21 protein-coding genes and 1 tRNA gene are annotated in these 21,527 nt (G+C 63.2%); 13 read left to right on the top strand and 9 right to left on the bottom strand.

The genetic code is table 11. The features are described from left to right. Positions 1-96 precede the first annotated feature (96 nt). Positions 97-1,164, top strand: a complete 1,068-nt coding sequence (locus G7A66_RS11760) for a diacylglycerol/lipid kinase family protein (protein WP_174295831.1) — start codon at positions 97-99, stop codon at positions 1,162-1,164. Beyond that, positions 1,161-2,051 (top strand): hypothetical protein, encoded by an 891-nt coding sequence (locus G7A66_RS11765; protein WP_174295832.1) that lies wholly within the window; start codon positions 1,161-1,163, stop codon positions 2,049-2,051. The genes G7A66_RS11760 and G7A66_RS11765 overlap by 4 nt, the downstream gene beginning before the upstream one ends. Positions 2,052-2,059: 8 nt before the next feature. Here the strand turns inward: G7A66_RS11765 and G7A66_RS11770 are convergent, their stop codons facing one another. After that, entirely contained in the window at positions 2,060-2,545 is a 486-nt protein-coding gene (locus G7A66_RS11770) for a DUF2141 domain-containing protein (protein ID WP_174296034.1), read from the bottom strand. A 418-nt stretch (positions 2,546-2,963) separates the two neighbouring features. On the opposite strand from G7A66_RS11770, the gene rpe reads away from it, so the two are divergent. From rpe to dxs, 7 genes are all read left to right on the top strand, one after another. Continuing rightward, on the top strand, positions 2,964-3,635 hold the full coding sequence (gene rpe, locus G7A66_RS11775) for a ribulose-phosphate 3-epimerase (RefSeq protein WP_174295833.1): 672 nt from the start codon (positions 2,964-2,966) through the stop codon (positions 3,633-3,635). 80 nt (positions 3,636-3,715) lie between these two features. After that, positions 3,716-5,581, top strand: coding sequence for a heparinase II/III family protein (locus G7A66_RS11780; protein ID WP_174295834.1), 1,866 nt, complete (start codon positions 3,716-3,718; stop codon positions 5,579-5,581). A 4-nt stretch (positions 5,582-5,585) separates the two neighbouring features. Then, the gene (gene purH, locus G7A66_RS11785; protein WP_174295835.1) at positions 5,586-7,202 is read left to right on the top strand and encodes a bifunctional phosphoribosylaminoimidazolecarboxamide formyltransferase/IMP cyclohydrolase; all 1,617 of its coding nucleotides are present in this window, start codon (positions 5,586-5,588) and stop codon (positions 7,200-7,202) included. Positions 7,203-7,355: 153 nt separating this feature from the next. Beyond that, a complete protein-coding gene (locus G7A66_RS14420; RefSeq protein ID WP_269748200.1) occupies positions 7,356-7,487 on the top strand; it encodes a hypothetical protein in 132 nt (43 codons plus the stop codon). A 17-nt stretch (positions 7,488-7,504) separates the two neighbouring features. Then, positions 7,505-8,179, top strand: coding sequence for a peptide-methionine (S)-S-oxide reductase MsrA (gene msrA / locus G7A66_RS11790; protein ID WP_174295836.1), 675 nt, complete (start codon positions 7,505-7,507; stop codon positions 8,177-8,179). A 112-nt stretch (positions 8,180-8,291) separates the two neighbouring features. Further along, positions 8,292-8,747, top strand: coding sequence for a Fur family transcriptional regulator (locus G7A66_RS11795; RefSeq protein WP_174296035.1), 456 nt, complete (start codon positions 8,292-8,294; stop codon positions 8,745-8,747). Between the two features lie 112 nt (positions 8,748-8,859). Next, a complete protein-coding gene (gene dxs / locus G7A66_RS11800) occupies positions 8,860-10,773 on the top strand; it encodes a 1-deoxy-D-xylulose-5-phosphate synthase (RefSeq protein WP_232366832.1) in 1,914 nt (637 codons plus the stop codon). Between the two features lies 1 nt (position 10,774). On the opposite strand, the gene G7A66_RS11805 is transcribed toward dxs, so the two are convergent. The 5 genes from G7A66_RS11805 to G7A66_RS11825 all read right to left on the bottom strand — a co-directional run bounded on the left by G7A66_RS11805 (position 10,775) and on the right by G7A66_RS11825 (position 16,547). Beyond that, the gene (locus G7A66_RS11805) at positions 10,775-11,461 is read right to left on the bottom strand and encodes an NnrU family protein (RefSeq protein ID WP_174295838.1); all 687 of its coding nucleotides are present in this window, start codon (positions 11,459-11,461) and stop codon (positions 10,775-10,777) included. Between the two features lie 67 nt (positions 11,462-11,528). Next, positions 11,529-12,041 (bottom strand): FKBP-type peptidyl-prolyl cis-trans isomerase, encoded by a 513-nt coding sequence (locus G7A66_RS11810; protein WP_332310549.1) that lies wholly within the window; start codon positions 12,039-12,041, stop codon positions 11,529-11,531. After that, on the bottom strand, positions 12,038-13,438 hold the full coding sequence (locus G7A66_RS11815) for an amidohydrolase family protein (RefSeq protein WP_408609262.1): 1,401 nt from the start codon (positions 13,436-13,438) through the stop codon (positions 12,038-12,040). Before G7A66_RS11815 ends, G7A66_RS11810 begins: the two co-directional genes overlap by 4 nt. Next, positions 13,435-14,826, bottom strand: coding sequence for an amidohydrolase (locus G7A66_RS11820; protein WP_174295839.1), 1,392 nt, complete (start codon positions 14,824-14,826; stop codon positions 13,435-13,437). Before G7A66_RS11820 ends, G7A66_RS11815 begins: the two co-directional genes overlap by 4 nt. Positions 14,827-14,897: 71 nt before the next feature. Further along, a complete protein-coding gene (locus tag G7A66_RS11825; protein ID WP_174295840.1) occupies positions 14,898-16,547 on the bottom strand; it encodes a peptide MFS transporter in 1,650 nt (549 codons plus the stop codon). Positions 16,548-16,804: 257 nt separating this feature from the next. On the opposite strand from G7A66_RS11825, the gene G7A66_RS11830 reads away from it, so the two are divergent. From G7A66_RS11830 to G7A66_RS11845, 4 genes are all read left to right on the top strand, one after another. Next, positions 16,805-17,161, top strand: a complete 357-nt coding sequence (locus tag G7A66_RS11830; RefSeq protein WP_174295841.1) for a GntR family transcriptional regulator — start codon at positions 16,805-16,807, stop codon at positions 17,159-17,161. A 184-nt stretch (positions 17,162-17,345) separates the two neighbouring features. Beyond that, entirely contained in the window at positions 17,346-17,627 is a 282-nt protein-coding gene (locus tag G7A66_RS11835) for an integration host factor subunit beta (RefSeq protein ID WP_174295842.1), read from the top strand. A 68-nt stretch (positions 17,628-17,695) separates the two neighbouring features. Beyond that, positions 17,696-17,782, top strand: a tRNA-Leu gene (locus G7A66_RS11840). Positions 17,783-17,876: 94 nt separating this feature from the next. After that, entirely contained in the window at positions 17,877-18,707 is an 831-nt protein-coding gene (locus G7A66_RS11845; RefSeq protein ID WP_206675178.1) for a PilZ domain-containing protein, read from the top strand. Between the two features lie 46 nt (positions 18,708-18,753). On the opposite strand, the gene msrB is transcribed toward G7A66_RS11845, so the two are convergent. The 3 genes from msrB to G7A66_RS14295 all read right to left on the bottom strand — a co-directional run. Next, positions 18,754-19,245 (bottom strand): peptide-methionine (R)-S-oxide reductase MsrB, encoded by a 492-nt coding sequence (msrB, locus tag G7A66_RS11850; RefSeq protein WP_174295844.1) that lies wholly within the window; start codon positions 19,243-19,245, stop codon positions 18,754-18,756. A 43-nt stretch (positions 19,246-19,288) separates the two neighbouring features. Then, entirely contained in the window at positions 19,289-20,611 is a 1,323-nt protein-coding gene (locus G7A66_RS11855) for a cytochrome P450 (RefSeq protein ID WP_174295845.1), read from the bottom strand. Between the two features lie 107 nt (positions 20,612-20,718). Continuing rightward, the coding region (locus G7A66_RS14295) for an ABC transporter permease (RefSeq protein ID WP_232366833.1) at positions 20,719-21,527 on the bottom strand (809 nt) is incomplete at its 5' end.

A 21,527-nucleotide genomic window follows, 5' to 3' on the forward strand; every position in this document is an offset into this window, starting at 1 on the left:
TTTACGAGTTCGGCCCGCCCGCCAATTCCGGTGCAAGGCGGGGTTTGGAAAAAATGGGTGCGAAATAGTGGTATAGAGGTCTAAGGCGTCACTGTTATGAGCGGGCCCATCCATGAATTCACTCGCATTCCGGCAACCGGCAGTGACGTGCCGCATGGCCGGGTGCTTACGCCGGGCGCCATCCGCAGCAGGCCAGCCCCTGCAAGCGATCCGTGCATCGGCGTGATCTTCAATCCCCGCAGCCATCGCAATCGAGCGGGCGGCGAACGGATCGAATTGCCGGGCGTGATGATTGCGGAGCCGGCGGATCGGGACAGGCTGCCCGCAGTGCTCGCCGACTTTGCGGCAAGAGGCGTCGATTACCTGATCGTTGATGGGGGGGACGGCACCGTTCGTGACGTTCTCACCAGCGGGCAGCCGGTGTTCGGCAATGACTGGCCAGCACTTGCCGTGCTGCCCAAGGGCAAGACCAACGCCCTCAACATCGACCTAGGGGCACCGGGCGATTGGTCGTTGGCCGACGCCATTGCCGCACATGCAAGCGGCCGGCGAGTTCATCGCAAGCCTTTGCAGATCATTGCCGATGAGGCTGGCGATGCTGGCAGCGAAGCTGGATCGGGCGTCCTGCAGGGGTTCATCCTGGGGGCAGGCGCTTTCACCACCGGCATCCAGGCGGGGCAGGATGCGCACCGAATGGGCGCGTTCAACAGCCTCGCAGTGGGCATGACCGTCATCTGGGCGATCATGCAGGCCCTGTTCGGATCGGCATCGAACAAGTGGCGCCGCGGTGTGCCGATGACCATTCGCCTCGGGTCAGAACGCCGGCCGATGCAGCATAGCGGCCACGGTGCGGCTGACCGGCGGGACGTGCTGGTGGCAACGACACTGGAACGGCTGCCGGCAGGTATCAAGCTGTTTGGCAAGGCACAGCGCGGCCTGAAGCTTTTCGTAATGGACAAGATGCGTCGCCCCCTGGTGGCGAGTTTGCCGGCGACATTGTTCGGTTACGATCCGCCGTGGCTCGCAAAGGCGGGCTTCCACCGGATCGAGGCAAGCGAATTCGCTTTTGACGTTGGCGGTCAGTTCATCCTTGATGGAGAGGCTTTCCCGGCCGGCCGCTACGTCGTCAGGGAAGGGCCCGAACTGGCTTTTGTGTTGCCATGACCCTGTCGCTGGAGGCGAGCGTAAGGGAACGGCTGGCGCGACCTGTCGACCCTGCTGTTTCGCGGTTCGCCGAACGTTTGGCGCATGAAGCGGGCGGACTGGCGGTGCTCTTCTACGGGTCGAATTTGCGGACCGGCGGCCTGGAAGGCGTGCTCGATTTCTATGTGCTGATGCCGGGGGCGGAACAGGGCCGGATCTGGCCCCGGGTCAGCTACCGGGAATGCGCCGAAGGTGGCGAGGTCCTGCGGGCCAAGATCGCGACGATGGCCCTGACTACCTTCGAGCGCGCGGCAGCGGGCCGGTCGCGCGACACGACGATCTGGACCCGTTTCGTGCAGCCCTCGGCACTGGTCTGGAGCAGGGATGACGACGTCAGCGACAGGGTCAGGGCCGCCGTCGCTGACGCAGCGAAGACCGCTGCGCTGGTCGCCGTCGCACTCGGTCCTGCCACCGGAACATCTCGGGACTACTGGCGGGCATTGTTCCGTGCGACGTACAAGGCCGAATTGCGGGTCGAGAGACCGGGGCGCGAGGAGAGCATCCTGACGAACGATCCTGCCCATTTCGACGGATTGTTGCCGCAGGCGCTGTCCGCGCGTCACATCGCGTTCCGGCGAAGCGGCGAACGGATCACCCCCGACCTGTCCCGCCGCGTGCGCCGGCGGGTCAGACGGTGGTGGGCGGTGCGCCAGTCCATGGGCAAGCCCTTCAACATTGCCCGCCTGATGAAGGCGACGACGACATTCGACGGTGCGGCACGGTATGGTGCATGGAAGGTGGAACGTCATACGGGCGTGAAGGTCAGGCTCACTCCGTGGCGTGAAAAACACCCCATCCTGGCAGCGCCGGGCGTGCTGTGGAACGTCTGGCGCGAGCGGCAGCGTTAAGGACGCAATCACATATAGCGCATGCGTACCCTGATCGAGGTGACGCCCGGCCCTGCGCTGAAGGCCACCTTGCGATAGCTCGGCTTGCCCAGATTGAAGATGTTGATGCTGGGGTTGTTCGACATGGCCCCGCCATCTTCCGACAGATCCGTCTTGCCATTGCCGTTCACGTCATGCCGCACGGCGATACCATAGCTGCCCGCCGCCGAAACCGGCAGGCAGAACTGCATGGTACCGGCCTTGGCCGCAGTTTCCACACGCGTCAGCCAGCGCCCCGAATTCAGCCAGTCGGTCGCAGTTGCATGGTAGGCCTGCACACGCATCCTGCCGCGCGACGATTCTATGCCGTCCACCGTCACGAGGATGGCAGGCCCGCTACCGCGCTGGCACTTCGAGATATCGTTGCTGACGGTTTGCCCATATTGAGCATGGGCCGGGGCGGACAAGGCAAGTCCGGCAACGGCCAGCGCCGCCGCCAGATTACGACTTTTCATCATTGCAACACATGCTTCCTCGTCGCCCTGCGGCAACGGTTCGAGTGGTCTGCACAGAGGAGGTAAGTGACCGTGCCCCGGTGTCTCTTGCATGGCGATATGGCAGCGAAGCTCTGAATTGGCGCTGAATTGCGTGGCTGCGCTCATTCCCCTGCTCGGGCCGAAGTTCGTAGCGGGCCATCGATGCGCGGCATACACTGGCTTGGACTGCCGAGCCGACCGGAAATCCGGACTGTAGCAAAATGGGTCGGTGGCCGATCCTGCGGCGCGCCATGTGGAAAAGCCTGCCCGCTGCGCTTGAGACTGCCGGCTCACGCGGGTAGTCGTGTCGCGCCCGGTTCTCCTGCCGGTCTCGTCCATCGCCCGGCCACGGCTTTTCGCCCGCCAGACGGCCCGGCCAACAGCAAAGCGCATGCGCATGGCTTCCCCGCTGATTTCCCCTTCCATTCTCTCGGCGGATTTCGCCCGGCTTGGCGAGGAGGTGCGCGCCATCGATGCGGCGGGGGCGGACTGGATCCATGTCGATGTGATGGACGGCCATTTCGTGCCCAACATCACCATCGGCCCGGCCGTGGTCAAGGCCCTGCGGTCCCATACCGACAAGCCATTTGACGTGCACCTGATGGTGGCGCCGGTGGACGCCTATCTGGCCGAATTCGCCGAAGCCGGGGCGGATATCATTACGGTTCATCCAGAGGCCGGACCGCATATCCATCGCACGGTGCAGGCGATCAAGGCACTGGGCAAGCAGGCGGGCATATCGCTGAACCCCGCAACGCCTGCCAAGATGCTCGATTATCTGATCGACGACATCGACCTCGTGCTGGTGATGAGCGTGAACCCGGGGTTCGGCGGACAGAGCTTCATCCATTCGCAACTGAAGAAGATCGAGGCCGTGCGCCGGATGATCGACAAGAGCGGGCGTGATATTCGCCTTGAAGTCGATGGCGGGGTGAATGCGGAAACGGCGCGGCTCTGTGTCGAAGCAGGGGCCGATGTTCTGGTGGCAGGCTCCGCCACCTTCAAGGGCGGGCCGGATTGCTACGCCGCCAATATCGCCGCGCTCAAGCAGGCCGGGAATGCAGCTTGAAAGGCGGTCTGGCAGCGACACGATCAGGAGCGGATCGGCCTGCGAAGCGGCGCGAGCAATCTTCGGCTGGAAAGGCTGACATGGCCCTGCCCTTGCGATCGGCCAACGGTGCCGAAGATGATCTTGTGGTCCGTGCGGCGGCTCCCCTGGAAGAGAGTGCCGATGCGGCCTCGGCAAGGTCATCTGAACCCGGTCCGGGTGAAGTGCTCGAACCCGGCAGGTCGCTTGTCCATGCCGATTTCCGTGCGCCGTCAATCGGTGCTGCGGACCGGCTGGTGCGTCTTGCTTATCGCCTGGGGGTGCCGGGGCAGACGCTTTCCTCGCCTTTTCGCAAACCATCCCGTCCGCGATTGCTGGCAACCGTAGACAGTCCTCTGGCGGGGGAGCGGGCTGCCGGTGTCGCGCTGCGGGCGGGACATTTCCTCGTCCACGGCGTCAAGGCGCCGATCGCGCAAATCGATTTCGCGCCCGCCGCGCGGCTGACGCCGGTTTTCGAGCGCGTGGTGCATGGCTTCACTTGGCTGCGAGACCTCGCTTCCTGCGGCCCGCGCGAACAATGTACCGCAACGGCGGAACGCGTGCTGGCGGCATGGATGTCCGCCAATCCCAAGCCGCACAAGGGGCCTGCCTGGCAGGTCGACAACACCGGGCACCGCCTGCTGAACTGGCTGGTGCATGCGCCGCTGGCGATGGGCGGGCAGGACAGCAAGCTTCGCGGAAAGGTGCTTGCTGCCGCTGCCGAAACCGCCCGCTGGCTCGATCGTCATGTTACCCGCGCACCCGACCGGCTGGGCGAGGTCGCCGGGTGGACCGCGATCACCGCTGCCGGTCTGCTGCTGCCTGACGGACGCCCGCGCCGCCTGTTTGGTGAAGCAGGGCTGATCCGCGCCCTTGGCGAGCTGGTGGCCGATGATGGCGGAGTCCTGTCGCGCAGCCCCATGGCGCAGATGGAAGCCATCGCGCTGCTGGTCGAACTGCGTGCCTGCTACCGCGCAGTCGAACAGGACCCTCCCTCTGCGCTGGAGGGGCTGCTGGCACTGCTGATCCCGCCTCTGCTCGCGCTGGTACATTCCGATGGCGCGCTGGGAAGCTGGCAAGGCTCGGGCGCGGTTTCGCACGAGCGGATCGCCGGTCTGGTTGAGGCAAGCGGCATACGCACGCGGCCGCTGAAAGATGTGCGCCAATGGGGCTATCAGCGAGTCGCGGCAGGGCGATCCGTCCTGCTTTTCGATGCCGCGCCCCCGCCGCTCAGCCGCCATGCGCGGCACGGTTGCGCCTCGACCCTCGCCTTCGAACTGTCGTCCGGTGCTCATCGCCTCATTGTCAATTGCGGCGGTGCCGCTTTTGCAGGCGGACAGGTGCCGGTGCGGATCGAGCAGGGGCTGCGCGCCACGGCAGCCCATTCCACGTTGGTGCTCGACGATGCGAATTCCACTGCCGTTCTCATCAACGGCAAGCTGGGCGGCGGCGTGGGCGAGGTCGAGGTCGATCGCCGCACGCTGAAGACGAACCAAGGCACCGCCACCAAGATCGAAGCGAGCCATGACGGCTATGCCGCGCGCTACGGTCTGCTGCATCGCCGCATCCTGATCCTGCGCGATAATGGCACGGAACTGCGCGGAGAAGATCTGCTGATTCCGGCGGGAAAGCCCGGCAAGCGGGGCAAGATCAGTTTCGCGCTCCGCTTCCATGTCGGCCCGGGCGTCGATCTGCGCCTGACCGACGACAAGCGCGGTGCCAGCCTCGGCCTGCCGGACGGCTCGCTGTGGCAGTTCCGCGCCGGTCAGGGCAGTGACACGGACGATCTCGGCGGCGATGTTATGGTCGAGGAAAGCCTTTGGGTCGATGCGCTCGGCAGGCCGCAACCGGTTCAGCAATTGGTGATACAGGGGCTAACGTCCCGCGGGGGCGGCAGCTTCGCCTGGCTCCTGAAGAAAATGGGATAGAGAAGTGAATAAAGTGACGATCAGGCGTGCGCTGCTTTCGGTATCGGACAAGACCGGCCTTCCCGAACTCGGCCGCGAACTGGCGCGGCGCGGGGTGGAACTGGTATCCACCGGCGGTACCGCCAAGGCGCTGCGCGATGCCGGACTCGAGGTGCGCGACGTGTCGGACCTGACCGGCTTTCCGGAAATGATGGACGGGCGGGTCAAGACCTTGCACCCGATGGTGCATGGCGGGTTACTGGCCGTGCGCGACGATGCCGACCATGCCGCCGCAATGCAGCAGCACGGAATTAGCGCGATCGACCTCGTGATCGTCAATCTTTACCCGTTCGAGCAGACCGTCGCAAAGGGCGCGGAGCGGGACGTTGTAATCGAGAACATCGACATCGGCGGACCGAGCATGGTGCGATCGGCCGCCAAGAACCACCGTTACGTGACCATCGTGACCAATCCCGCCGATTATCCGGCGCTGATTGCGGAGCTGGACGGGAATGACGGTGCCACGACTCAGGGCCTCAGGACGCGCATGGCTGCCAAAGCTTTCGCCGCCACCGCCGCCTATGACAGTGTAATTGCTGCATGGTTCGCAAGCGAAGGTGATCGGAATACAGAGGAAGGTTCGTCGGCAGCAGCGCAGTTCCCGGCCGACCTGTCGCTGCGCTACCGCCGTGCCGACATTCTCCGCTATGGCGAAAATCCGCATCAGGACGCGGCGCTATATCTCGACAGTTCGGGGCCGGCGAGCGGCGTGGGCGCGGCCGAGCAGGTGCAGGGCAAGGCGCTCAGCTACAACAATTATAACGATGCCGATGCAGCGCTGGAACTGGTGGCGGAATTCGCTGGCGGGCCGCCCAGCGTGGTGATCGTCAAACATGCCAATCCGTGCGGCGTCGCCTCGGGCGACACGCTGCTCGAAGCCTATGAAGCCGCCCTGCGTTGCGACAGCGTGTCGGCCTTCGGAGGTATCATCGCCTGCAATCGCCCTCTGGACGGACCGACTGCAGAAGCCATCGTCGACATCTTCACCGAAGTCGTCGTTGCTCCAAGCGCCGACGATGCGGCGCGCGCGGCATTTGCGACCAAGAAGAACCTGCGCCTGCTTCTGACCGGCGATCTGTTGAATGCGAAGCGTGCGGGTCACACCGTGAAATCCATCGCAGGCGGACTGTTGATGCAAAGCCGCGACAGCGGTCACGTCGCGCCGGACGATCTCGAGGTGGTGACGAAGCGCCAGCCGACGGAACGGGAATTGGCCGATTGCATGATGGCTTGGACCGTGGCCAAGCATGTAAAGTCCAACGGCATCGTCTATGTGAAGGACGGGGTTACGGCGGGAATCGGTGCCGGTCAGATGAACCGCCGCGACAGCGCGCGTATCGCTGCGATGAAAGCTGCAGAAGCGGCAGAGCGGTACGATTGGGCCGAACCCCGCACGGTTGGCAGCGCCGTGGCATCCGACGCCTTTTTCCCTTTCGCAGACGGATTGATAGCCGCAGCGGAAGCGGGGGCGACCGCCATCATCCAGCCCGGCGGATCCATCCGCGATGACGAGGTGATCGCCGCTGCCGACAAGGCCGGTCTGGCGATGGTCTGCACCGGGATGCGCCACTTCCGCCACTGATCGCCTTGACGTCCAGTCGCCCGGTGCGCGCCAGCTTGAAGCCGGCGCGCCCGTTCCTACGTATGAACCACAGGCAACCCGCATATTCAGGGCGAAGTCAGCGATCCTTCCCTAATTTGCAGGCAACAAGAACAGAACCAGCGGAAATCCACCATGCGCATTTTCAAATCCGACCTTTATCGCAATTTCGCCATCGGCTTCGTTGGCGGTGCGCTGGCGCTTTCGGCGCAGGCGGGTGGAGCACTTTGGGAATTCGTGCCGCACACGCTGGCTGCAATCTTCTGAACGGAACGACACGCTTGATGAAACCCTTTCTTCCCCTTCTCGCCGCCGCCGGACTTGCCGTCGCCGGTTGCAACCAGGCCGCCATCGCGGCTGAAACCGTCGTGGCGGCTCCTGTCGCTGCGAAAAAGAGCAATGAATCCGGCCTCAAGACCGCGATCTTCGCAGGCGGATGTTTCTGGGGCGTTGAAGGCGTTTTCTCGCGGATAAAGGGCGTGAAGAGCGCGGTTTCGGGCTATCACGGTGGCAACAAGGCGACGGCCAGTTACGACAGGATCAACAGCGGCGTGACCGGCCATGCCGAAGCGGTGCGTGTGACCTATGATCCGTCGCAGATCCGCTATGACCAGCTCCTGCGCATCTTCTTTTCGGTCGTTGCCGATCCGACGCTCACAAATCGCCAGGGACCGGATCGCGGCAGCCAGTATCGCGCCGCTCTTGTACCGATGAACGAGGACCAGCGCGCCGTTGCCGCCGCCTATCTGAAGCAGATGGACAAGTCGGGGAAATGGAACGGGCCCATCGTCACGAAGCTGGAAAGCTACCGGAAGTTCTACCCCGCCGAATCCTATCATCAGGATTTCATGGAGAAGAACCCGCGCCATTCCTACATCACGCGATGGGACGCGCCCAAGGTCCGCGCATTGGCGAAGATGTATCCGTCGGTTCACAGCGCCACTTTCGTCAAGGATTGATGGTCGCAGCGGCTGGAAGGTGGCGAAACGGGGCAAGGGACGCTATGTTCCGCTCATGACCCAAGCAGCCGTCCCCGCGCAATCGTCCGCCCCTGCCGAACCCAGCACACCGATGCACGGGCATCGCGAACATTCGGGTGAGAATTTGACAGCAGCCGCGCGCGATGCGTTGACCGCTTCGGGCGAACAATGGACTGCCATGCGGGCTGACATCTTCAACGAACTCGCCTGTCAGGACAGGCCCGCCAGCGCCTATGACATCGCGGAAAGCCTCTCGGCCAGGCGCGGAAAGCGCGTGGCGCCGAACAGCGTATATCGAATTCTCGACCTGTTCGTGGCGAACAATCTGGCAAACCGCATCGAAAGCGCCAATGCCTATCTGGTGAACACGCACCCGGGCTGCCGCCACGATTGCATCTTCGTCATATGCGACGATTGCGGTTCTGCCCGCCATCTCGACGATGACCGCGTGACCGGCGCATTGCGTCAGGCGGGGCAGGGCGCGGGCTTCGCCAATATTCGCCCTGTGGTCGAACTGCGTGGCCTTTGCGGCGATTGCGCCGCTTGAGCCGCTGACAGACGCGCGGGCGGAGCAGGACGCTTCAGGGCACCAATCCGGCAAGCACCAGTCGACAGCGCGCGCGCTTGCGGCTAACCTCGGGGGAACACAGGAAAACATGATGCCGAAGACCCCCTTACTCGATACGACGAATACCCCGCATGATCTGCGCAAGCTCGAAGCCAGGCAATTGCGGCAATTGTCGGACGAATTGCGGGAAGAAATGATCGATGCGGTTGGTCAGACCGGCGGGCATCTTGGCAGCGGGTTGGGCGTGGTCGAACTGACCGTGGCGATCCATTATGTCTTCAACACGCCCGATGACCGGCTGATCTGGGATGTGGGCCACCAAGCCTATCCGCACAAGATCCTGACCGGCCGACGCGACCGCATCCGCACCTTGCGCCAGGGCGGCGGACTGTCCGGCTTCACCAAGCGGAGCGAGAGCGAATACGATCCGTTCGGGGCCGCGCATTCCAGCACCTCCATTTCCGCCGGCCTCGGCTTCGCAGTTGCGAACAAGCTGGCCGGAACGCCCGGCAAGGCCATTGCCGTGATCGGCGACGGCGCCATGAGCGCGGGCATGGCCTATGAGGCGATGAACAATGCCGAACAGGCGGGCAATCGCCTGATCGTGATCCTGAATGACAATGACATGTCGATCGCGCCGCCGGTTGGCGGGCTTTCGGGCTATCTGGCGCGCATGGTGTCGAGCAGCGAATATCTCGGCCTGCGCAGCCTCGCATCGCGCATGGCTAACAAATTGTCGCGCCGGGTACACCGTTCTCTGGGCAAGGCGGAGGAATTTACCCGCGGCATGGTCACGGGCGGGACCCTGTTCGAGGAACTCGGCTTCTACTACGTCGGCCCGATCGACGGGCACAATCTCGATCATCTCGTCCCCGTGCTGGAAAACGTGCGTGATGCGGACGAGGGCCCGGTGCTCATCCATGTCGTGACGCAGAAGGGCAAGGGCTATGCCCCTGCGGAGGACGCTTCGGACAAATATCACGGCGTCGCCAAATTCGACGTGATCACCGGCAAGCAGGCGAAATCCAGCGGCGGACCGCCCAGCTACCAGAACGTCTTTGGCGAAACGCTGGCGCAGCTTGCCAATACGGACGAACGGATCTGCGCGATTACCGCCGCCATGCCCAGCGGCACCGGTGTCGACAAATTCGCCGCGGCCCACCCGACGCGCAGCTTCGACGTCGGTATCGCCGAACAGCACGGTGTCACCTTCGCCGCTGGCCTTGCAGCACAGGGCATGAGGCCGTTCTGCGCCATCTATTCGACCTTCCTGCAGCGCGCTTTCGACCAGGTCGTACACGACGTCGCGATTCAGAACCTGCCCGTTCGCTTCGCCATCGACCGCGCGGGGCTGGTGGGTGCCGACGGCGCGACCCACGCGGGCAGCTTTGACGTGACCTATTTGTCCACCCTGCCGAACTTCGTCGTGATGGCTGCGGCGGACGAGGCGGAACTGGTCCACATGACCTATACCGCCGCCTGCCACGACAGCGGGCCCATCGCCTTCCGCTATCCGCGCGGTGCGGGTACGGGCGTCGCCCTGCCGACCACCCCAGAGCGCCTGCCCATCGGCAAGGGCCGTGTGGTGAAGGAAGGCACGAAGATTGCCGTGCTCAGCCTCGGCACTCGCCTTGGAGAAGCCATGAAGGCGGCGGAGCAGCTGGAGGCCAAGGGGCTGTCGACGACGGTCGCCGATATGCGCTTCGCCAAGCCGCTTGATACCGATCTGATCGAGCGGTTGATGCGCAGCCACGAAATGGTGGTGACGATCGAGGAAGCTGCCATCGGGGGCCTCGGGGCGCATGTCCTGACCTTCGCCAGCGACAACGGCCTTACGGATAACGGCCTGAAGATTCGTACCATGCGTTTGCCCGACATATTTCAGGATCACGACGCGCCGGAAAAACAATATGACGAAGCGGGCCTCAACGCGCCGCAGATCGTCGACACGGTGCTGAAGGCGCTGCGGCACAACAGTGCAGGTGTCGAAGAAGCGCGCGCCTGACCTAGAGTAGCCAGCGCCAGATACCTGCCGCCCAATTGCCCGCATGGAGATGCGCGTAGGTCAGCGCCAGCCAGAGCGCGGTGGCGATAATCCAGACTGTGAAGCCGGCGCGCGGTAGCTCTGCAAGATGCGGCCAGTAAGTTGTCCTGTCTTGCCAGATGCGCCAGCTGTCGCCCATCAGGCGCGCCTTCTTCCGGTCCTGCAAGCGTGCACCGACAAGCGCGAGCACCAGAATGGCGGTGGAGACCGTCAGCGTTCGTGCGGTGGGCGCAGCCAGCAAATGAGCAATGGCCCATAGGGCGAAGCCCCACATCATCGGATGACGGGTGACGCGAAACACGCCTTCAGGTTTCCGTTCTGCCGCCTTGGCGGCTCCCGGTGCGGGCAGGGCCGGATTGCCGGTCACCGATCCCGTGAACAGTACCAGCGCGACGAGGGTGAGCACGCTGGCTATTGCCCAGCTTACATCGTCAAAACCCGGCCAGAGCGGCGCTTGCTGCACCGGTATGGCGGTGAAGGCGAAGTACATCCACACCATGCAGGCTGCGGCGACCAGTGAATACAGGCCGAGGAACCCACTTTCACTGAGCCCTTTTGCGAGCACCGGCCGCAGCGGGTGTGACAGGATGAAATGCGTGACCACAAGCGCGGCGCTCGCCGCGATCAGTGAACCGAGTGCAGGATCCATCGCCGCTCTCCCCAGCGTCGCGACCGATGCAGGATCTACGCTCGAAGGCTGAAAGAGGCAATCGCGCCTATTCGATCCCAAGCAGCTGGATCGTGAACAGCAGCGTAGCACCGCCGGGGATCGGTCCCTTGCCGCGCGGGCCATAGGCGACCCCGGACGGTGCAGCGATCTCGATCGTATCGCCCACACCCATCTGCGGTATCGCGGCCTGCCATGCCGGGATCAGGCGAGAAAGCGGAAAGGTTGCCGGTTCACCCCGGTCAAAGGAACTGTCGAGGGTGGTGCCGTCCACCAGAGTGCCGGCATAATGCACCGTGACCGTGTCGCTTGCCGACGGATGCGCGCCGCTGCCATCGCCAGCGATGCGCCGCCACAGCAACCCGTCATCCAGCGACTGCCAGTCGCCGCTTGCCGCACGGCTGGCAAGAGCCGCCTGCTGGCTGTTGTGCCATGCCGCATCCTGTGAATAATCCACGGCATCAGGGCCGCCGCTGCCTTGCGCCATGGCGGTCAGAGTAACGGCGAAGCAGGCGCCCAGCGCCAGTGCGGCGCTGCCCATCGGGGTGAGGAGCCTCTTCACCAGTCATACGCCTTGGGCAGATCGCTTTCGTCCAGATCGCGGTAGCGTTCGCGCAGGCGAGTCTGGTGGTTGCTCAGCGGCTGTTCCACGCCGTCGATATAGACTGCGACAGGGGCGGAAGAGACTTCGAGAGGATCGCCGTCCCAGATGACAACATCGCCCGCCGCTCCGGTAGAAAGCGTGCCGTATCGACCTGCCATTCCGCTTATCTCTGCCGGAACGGAGGTGATGGCGGCGAATGCCTGGCCCCAGCTCAGGCCCGCCGCGCCCGGCATGCGGGACAAGGCAACCAGATTGCCGGCATATTGCGGCAGGTAGCGGGGTTGCTCCATCGACGCGGCGTTGATCGCGACCTTTACGCCAGCCTGCACCATGCGTCCGATATTGCTCTGCGTTGCGGCCAGTTGTTCGAAGCTTTCGGGCAGATCGTCCAGCCCGTCCGCAATCACTGGGACCCCGGCAGCGGCAATCGCATCGGCGACCAGCCAGCCTTCGCTCGCGCCCACCAGAACCATGTCGAGCTGCGGGAATTCCTCGCGCAAGGCGAGGACCGCGCGAATATCGGACGCGCGCTCGACCTCGACGTAAAGCGGCTGCGAGCCGTTGACGACGGGCGCCAGCGCCGCTGCATCGAAGCGGGAGAGCAGCACGTCGTCACCGCGCTCGGTCTGATTGTCGGCCAGCCTCGGATCGATGGGCAGATCGTCGCCGGTGCGGCGTTCCGGCGGACGCGATGCCGTGCCGGAGATCGCCCCGGTCCCTTCGGCAAGATTACGGGCTTCGAGTAGCGCATTGCGGAATAGCGCATGCGCCGAAACCCGGCTGCCACCAGCGAGCCTTCCCCCGCCTTCGCCGAGCGACACCATCTGGAATGCACGCGGGCGCGTGACAGTATTGGCATCCGCACCAAGGTCGATCAGCGCGCCCTGTCCGCCGAAAATGGAACTGCTCGGCTGCGACACCGTAGCTGCGCGGGTTATACCGGCTGCCCGGCTTACCAGCACATGCTGGGACGAGGGATTGATGGCCGGCGATACGTCCAGCGCGGCACTGAAAGGCGAATTGCCAGAGCGGATGTCGTTGCTCTCCTGCACCGCGCCGACATCCCAGAGGCCGAGGTCGGTCACAGTCGCGACGATGCCCGGCGTTACCCAGCGCCCGCTTCCGTCCACGGTTTGCATACCGGCTGGCGCTGCGATGCCGCTGCCCGCAGCGACGATCCTGCCGCCGCGCACGACCACGGTCGCGTTCTGCATGGGTTCGCTGCCATCGCCGGTGGCAACGGTCGCATTGGTAATGGCGAAATCTTGCGCTGCGACAGGTGCCGTGAAGGCCAGTGCGGCACAAAGCGCGGCAGGAGCGGCCATCGTCCGGGCCAGTCTGTTCAGCGCCTTCATTTCACGTCTCCTTCGCCGGGTTGGCCAAGCTCGAAATCGCTGACCGGCCTGCGGTTCGGGTCCATCGCATCAAACATCATCGCTCCGTCGACCCAGACCTTCTCGGGCCGGGAATAGACGCTGAGTGGATCACCGTTCCATAACACCAGATCGGCCATCTTGCCGGCCTTCAGGCTGCCGGTCACGTCGTCGATCCCCATGGCGCGGGCAGCGTTGAGGGTAAACCAGCTCACCACCTGCTCGTCGGGAATGTCGATGCCCATGCGGCGGCCGTCGGCCTGCGCCTTCGCCGCTTCCTGGTTCAGGCGCTGAATGCCGTTCTCGTCATCGGAGTGGATGATGACACAGGCTCCCCCGTTCTGGATCAAAGCGGCGTTTTCGGGAATACCGTCATAGGCTTCCATCTTGAAGCCATACCAGTCGGCCCATACGGCGGAGCAGGTGCCCGCCTCGCGCAGAAGATCGGCAATCTTGTAGCTTTCCACGGCATGGTGGAAGGCGGTGACCTTGTAGCCGAATTCCTTCGCCATATCGAGGACCAGCGCCATCTCGTCGGCGCGGTAGCAGTGATTGTGAATCAGGATGTCGCCATCCAGCACGCCCGCCAGAGTTTCCTTGGCGAGATCGCGATCCTTGCGGTCACCATCGGCATATTCCTGGGCATCGAGCCACATCTGCCGGTTTGCCGCGAAATTGCCCATGCGAGTGGAGGGCGCACGGCCCCTGCCGCCATAGACCCGCTTGGGATTTTCGCCGCAGGCCATCTTCATGCCATAGGGCGCGCCGGGAAACTTCATCCCCTGCACGGTTCGGCTCGGCACGTTCTTCAGTGTGACCGATCGCCCGCCTGTCAGATTGGCGCTGCCCGGCAGAATTTGCAGCGCGGTAACACCGCCGTTCGCCAGGGCGCGACTGAAGCCGGGATCCTGCGGCCAGACCGAATGTTCGGCCCAGACTTCGGGCGTGGTGGGATCGGTCGCTTCGTTGCCGTCGGAATGCGCATCCACCGATGGTGTCGGGTAATTTCCAAGGTGGGAATGAATGTCGATGACACCGGGCGTCACATATTTACCCGCCCCGTCGATGCGGGCGTAGCCTGCCGGGATGGCCAGGCTTGCCGGACCTACACCGACGATCTCGCCATCGGCGAACAGGACGATGCCATTGTCGATCCGCCCGCCTTCGCCGTCGAAGATCGTTGCTCCGAGCAGAGCGGTGGGCTGACCCGGATAGGCGCGATAGGTGGAGGCGTAAGGAACCTCCGTGCTCGCAACCCGCGTGCTGCGCGTCGGTTCGTCAGAAGTGGAAGCGCAACCAGCCAGCGAAATTGCGGCGAGAGCCACCGCGATGCTGTTGGCGAGCGGCCGGCGGAGGGTAGATGCGGTCATGAAAGCCCCGTTTCAGGAATTCGTATGATAAAAGGGGCGCGGATCTCGCCGCGCCCCTTCTGCTTCTTGGATTATTGCGGGCGGGTCGCCGGGTGCATGCCGGCTTCCTGCGCTTCGATCCCGGCCTGCGCCTGACCGTCGAGATCGTCGCCGACATCGTCGTCCTTTAGCGTGTCGAGATGCATCAGCTTCTTCACCAGCGGGCTGACCAGCATGACACCAACGCCGACCGCCACGGCAGTCCAGCCGACTGTCGAGTAGACTTCGAGCACGGTCGACTTGGTGGCCGCTTCGCCTTCCAGGCTTTCCGCACCCGTGGCCGCCGCGATGAGGCCGGCGGCGAAATTGCCGGTGGCCGAGGCGAAGAACCACGTGCCCATGATCAGCGATGCCATATGCGCTGGCGCAAGCCGGTTCATTGCCGAAAGGCCGACCGGCGACAGGCAAAGCTCACCCGTGGTGTGCAGCAGGTAGATCAGGAAGATGAAGATCACCGGCGTCGGCACATTAACCCCGACCGAATTGGCACCCCAGACCAGCACCAGGAAGCCGAGGCCCACTTGCACGATGCCGAGACCGAACTTCAGCGGCGTGGACGGCTCCGCACGGCGCTTGCCGAGGAACTGCCACAGCCCCGCGAATACAGGTGCCAGCAGGATGATGTAGATGGCGTTCACCGACTGGAACATCGAGGCCTCGACTCCGGCACGATCGACATGGCGATCGGTAAAGAGGTTGAGGCTCGAGCCTGCCTGTTCGAACAGGGCCCAGAAGATGATGGATGTGAGGATGAGGAACAGGGCCGCAAAGATACGGTCACGTTCATCCGACGGTAGCTTCACGACAGCGGTGAAGATGACATAGGCGACCAGCCCGCCGCCGAACACCAGCAACACCCAGCCGACCATGTCCTGATATTGAACTGCCAGCCAGCACAGGGCGACCATCAGGATACCAAGACCGTAGATGCTCCATTCGCGCGGCAGACCGGCGAACTTTTCCTTGAGAACTGCAGGGTTTTTCGGCTCGCCCCGTCCGCGAAGCAGCGGCTTGCCGAGCACGAAGAAGATCAGGCCGATCAGCATGCCGAAGCCGGCAAGGCCAAAGCCATATTGCCAGCCATAGGTCTGGCCAAGATAGCCGCAGATGATCGACGCGGTCGCCGCGCCGACGTTGATGCCCATGTAGAAGATGGTGTAACCGGCATCGCGGCGGATGTCGGTGCGCGGGTAAAGCTGCCCGACTATGACCGAAATGTTGGCTTTCAGGAAGCCGGAGCCAACGATGATCAGCGCCAGCGCCATCCAGAACACGTTGATGACCGGGTCGGCCTGTCCGCCATCGCCTTCGAAGGCCATGAAAAAGTGGCCGAGCGTCAGCAGGATCGCACCGAACAGCACGGCCTTGCGCTGGCCGAGATATCTATCCGCCAGATAGCCGCCGACAACCGGCGTGATATAGACGAGCGCGGTATAGGCACCGTAGATGACGGAAGCTTCCGCGTCGGAAAACAGCCAATGCTGCACCAGGTAGAAGATCAGCAGGGCGCGCATGCCGTAGTAGGAGAAACGCTCCCACATCTCGGCAAGGAAGAGGACGAAAAGCCCCTTGGGATGGCCAAAGGCTTCTTCGCCCTTGGTGGTGGTAATGACGACTCCGCCGAGCAGGAACGCGCCAAGCACGATCACAGCCCCCCAGAACAGAATGAGTTCGAACGACATGGGGCTCTGGCCCTCCCTCGATATGATATCCCTGCACGGGTTCTCGGCCCGCGTTCAAAGGCGTGACACTAGCGTCAAAATCCGCCGTGTGAAGCGCTAGTTTCACCTGACACGATCTGGCTTGCCGAGCGCATGGCCACGCTTCTGGCTTGACGCGACTCGCTGTATTATGGCAGTGAGGCACCACGCTTTCGGGCGATTGCCGGATTCAGCGACAGCCGCAATCATCCGTCGAAGCAACCCCCGCCGGAGATGGAATGCCCAACCGCCCCGTATATCTGAAATTGCGCGACATCATCGCCGCCGCCATACTCGACGGCGATTACTCGGAAGGGGCCATGCTTCCGTCGGTGCGCGCCTTCGCAGCGGAGCAAGGCGCCAATCCGCTGACGGTGGCTAAAGCCTATCAGCAGTTTCAGGCCGATGGCATCGTGGAAGTGCAGCGCGGCGTCGGCATGTTCGTCGCACCCGGCGCTGCGGAAGTGCTGCTCCGCACGATGCGCGCAGAATTCCTTCAGAAAGAGTGGCCAGACATTCATGCCCGGATCAGCCGGTTGGGGCTAAATGCCCGAAGTCTCCTCGACGAAAGGGATTCTTCGGTTGCGTCGTCGTAGATAATTAACCTATGTGTAGAAACGAAACCTGTTTTCCGATCAGGTCTTAGACTATCGCATGATCGGAGCAGCGCAGTTTCAGCGCCAGCGGTCGTCTTGCGGCCAGCCGCCGGTAGCGCACGCACCGGCCCTTCATTAGTTTCGCGACATGTGCAGGTAAAATGCGTCGTGACAGGAGCAATCAATGATCAGGTCCGAACTCTTGCAGGCCATGGCGCGGGACAACCCCGACCTCAAGGCAGAGGAAATCGAACAGGTCGTCGATATTTTCTTTGAAGAAATTGCCAGTCGGCTTGCGGGCGGCGGCCGCGTCGAACTGCGCGGATTCGGCGCTTTTTCCACGCGAGAACGCCAGGCGCGTACGGGCCGCAACCCGCGAACCGGTGAGTCCGTCGACGTTCCTGCGAAACGGGTGCCCTATTTCAAGCCAGGCAAGGAAATGCGCGCTCGCCTCAACGTCAAATAAGAGAGCGCCTGCCGCATTTCAGGAAAGATTGAACAGACCGCCTGGTTTCGCTAATCGCTGCCACTGATGCGGGTGTGGCGGAACTGGTAGACGCAAGGGACTTAAAATCCCTCATCCTTATGGATATGCGGGTTCGAGTCCCGCCACCCGCACCACTGCTTGGCTCCCGCTGCCACACCGCCGAAAGGCTGGGAAGGCACCGCACTACGAGACTTTGCCTAGGCTGATCCTTACGCAGCATTGACGCTGATGGCGCCAACTCTGCGGGAGGCGCCGCCGTATTGGTGGCGCAGCGAATCATCAGGCAGACGGATCGCAGATCTGCCTGGATGGATGCACGGGGTAGGCAGGGCAATGGGTGTGAATGGATTGCAACTGGTCGCGGACAGAGCCGCACCGACAGGCTACGGAGCCGGCAGTCTGCGGCAAGCAGCAGGTTTGCCCTTGCAGAAGACTGTCACGCCGGTCTGTGGTACGCAGCCTCAGATCCAGCCGGCCATACCGCATGACAAGCGCACCACGCCGCGATATTCCCTGCTTATCCGGCCTGCGAAACTGATCTGTTCGCGTGGCGAGTTTCTATGCGTTCTTCGCGACATTTCAGAAACCGGACTCAGCCTGCGCAGCTTCCATCGCCTGCCCTCGGGTACGCGAATGGAAATCGAGATGCAGAATGGCGATCGACATCCCGTTGCGCGAGTCTGGCAAGAGGAAAACGAAGCGGGTTTTCGCTTCATCCAGCCGCTGGACGTGGACAGGGTGATCGCGGCGCAGGGCAGCTTTCCGAAGCGTGCGCTTCGCGTCGGCATCCAGCTATCCGTGCAGATCGTGACGCCTACCGCTTCGGGCGAGGCTTGCATCGAGAACCTGTCCCAGCAGGGTGCGCGCATGTCCACATCGCTGCCGCTGGCGCTGGACCAGCACGTGAGAGTGCGGGCAAGTCACCTGCCCGAGATCAGGGCGAAAGTCCGCTGGCGAAAAGGCGAGCAATACGGATTGGTGTTCGAAACCACTTTCGCGCTGCCCGAGTTCGCATTGCTAGCAGCAGGGCTGCAATGTCCCGCCCTAATCGCACGCTGACCGGTCCCGGCTTATTCCAGCAGCCGCCGAAAGCGCGCTGCGCCGGTCAGGCCGTGCGGAAATCCATGGCTGCACCGTTCATGCAATAACGCTTGCCCGTCGGTTGTGGCCCGTCATTGAAGACGTGGCCGAGATGTCCGCCGCAATCGGCGCAAAGCACTTCCGTGCGCGGATAGCCGATCTTGTAATCGGTGGCTGTCACGACACCGCCTGAAAGCGGCTTCCAGAAACTGGGCCAGCCGGTGCCGCTTTCGAACTTGGTCCTGGAAGCGAACAGTGCGTTGTCGCAGCCGGCACAGATGTAGGTTCCGGCGCGCTTTTCCTTGTTCAGCGGGCTGGAATAGGGGCGCTCCGTTCCCGCCTTGCGCAGAACGGTGAACTCCTGCTTGCTCAGTTTCGCCCGCCACTGCGCTTCGGTGAAGGAAACACGATAGCTGCGCGCTTCGGCAGGACTGCCGCAGGCGCCTAAAATGGGAACGGCGGCTCCGATGCCGAGCCACGACAGAGCCTTGCGGCGCGAAAGGTGAGATGTTGTCATGACACGCTTCTAGCAAGACATGTCACAACCTGTGCTGAACGTGTCAGAACCGGCTCATTCGCACAGGCATCTTGCGGAAGCCGTGCACGAAATTGGCACGTACGCGTTCCACTTCGCCGACGACTTCGATTCGCATCCGGCGCTGGTGCATTTCCTCCAGCAGGATACGCAGCTGCAGTTCCGCCAGCCGCGCGCCGACGCAGCGATGAATGCCGTAACCGAAGGCTATGTGGCGACGGGCGTTCTCACGCGTGATGTCGAGCTTGTCCGGGTTCTCGAACACCGTCTCGTCGCGATTGGCGGACAGATACCAGAGGACGATCTTGTCGCCCTTCTTCACCTGTTCGCCGAACAGTTCGGCATCTTCGCTGGCCGTGCGGCGCATATGCGCGAGAGGCGTCTGGAAGCGCAGACATTCCTGCACAGCGTTTGGGATGAGCGAAGCGTCGCCTTCGAACAGTTCCCGCTGATCGGGAAAGCTGTGCAGGGCATGGACGATGCCCGACATGGTGTTGCGGGTGGTATCGTTGCCGCCGACGATCAGCAGGACCAGATTGCCCATGAATTCCTTGGGGCTCATGTTGTTCATGGCCTCGGAATGGATCATCATCGAGATCAGGTCGGGGCGAGGCTCCTGGCCCGCACGCTCAGCCCAGAGCGCCTGGAAATACTGGCCCATTTCCATCAATATGCCCTGCCGATACTCGTCCAGGTCGCGCACCATGGCGATCTCGGTGTCGCCAGCCCAGTCCGACCAGAAGGTCAGCAGGCGGCGGTCGTCCCAGGGAAAATCGAACAGGATCGCCAGCATTTGCGTGGTCAGTTCGATGGAGACCTTGTCCACCCAGTCGAAGGTTTCCCCTTCGGGAACGCGGTCCAGCACCTCGCCCGTTCGCTGGCGGATGTCGGCTTCCATCCGCTTCATTTCGGCCGGGGTGAAGGCGGGGGCAACGGTGCGGCGCTGCCCGGTGTGCTGCGGCCGGTCCATGGCGATGAACATGGGCAGTTCGAACCGTTCTTCTTCGGGAATGTCGTCCCGCCTGCTCAGGATCGTTATCCCGCCATGTTCCCATGAACTGGAATAGAGCTCGGGCAGCGATTCCACGTGCTGTATGGCCTTGTGTTGCACCACGTTCCAGTGCGGGCCGAAAGGGCTGTCGTCAACGTAGTGCATTGGCCCCCGGGCGCGCAAATCGGCGAAAATCGGGTGCCAGCGATCCTCGGCATAGATGTCGCTGCGGCTGACATCGTCCGGATGCGGATGATGCCACTTCTGCTGCGGATTTTCTCGTAAATGCTTCTCCAGCGCGTCGACCGCACTCGGCGCGGTGCGATAGGTGGGCGAACTGGCTGGTTGCGTGGCCATGTCTGTCTCTCCGTCAGTGCCGCCTCATTTGCCGGGCAGCTTTATGATGCAGAGTGTGAACCTGCTGACACAAGTGTCAATAGGCGCCGTGTTTCAAGTGGTGCGCCTCACCCCGCCGGTCTGCCCCGGAAACGCGCCAGCAGACCGGTTCGGTTGGCCTGCGGCCCCGATTGCATGACCCGGCTGCGGAACAGGCGCGCACCCGTTCGCACGAACACAACGACCCAGAACGCCTGCCATGACAGCATCAGAAGATGGGGCCACAAGTCGGGCACCTGCGCCGCCCGCGCCACCATCGCGTATGGCGAACTGAGCGGGAACAGTACCGCAAACAGTTCCACCGGTGATCCCACGTCGGTCATGGCGTAGGTCGCCAGGAAGAAGACCATCAGCTGCAGGATCGTCGCCGGCATCGAGATCGTCTGCACGTCGCGCACCGTCGGCGCCATCGATCCTACCGCCAGGAAAATGGACCCGATCAGCAAATAGGCCATGGCGAAATAGACCAGGAACAACGCCATGAACAGCGGCCAGCCTACCGCCGGTTCGGGCAGGGGCGGAATGGCGGCGCCGCCCAGCATCAGCACGGCGGCGGCCACGCTGCCCCAGACGGCGATTCCGACGAAGCTGATGCCGAGCATGGCGAACAGCTTGCCCATGAACAAGGAGTCCATCGGGATGGAGGCGGCAAGGATCTCGATGATCTTGTTACCCTTTTCCTCCACCAGATTCGACAGCACCATGCCTGCCAGCAGCATGGTGAGGAGGAACAGCAGCGTCAGCGCTGCCGTGGCCGTGGCGGCATTGGCGGTTCGCTGGCTAGCCGCGCTGCTCTGGGTAGGGGCGAGAGTGATGTTCGGCACAGCCCCGCCAGCGCCCGCTGCATCGCGTGCTACCAAAGCGATCTCGCCCCGCC

This window comes from Alteripontixanthobacter muriae, from assembly GCF_013336795.1.
Lineage (GTDB): Bacteria > Pseudomonadota > Alphaproteobacteria > Sphingomonadales > Sphingomonadaceae > Pseudopontixanthobacter > Pseudopontixanthobacter muriae.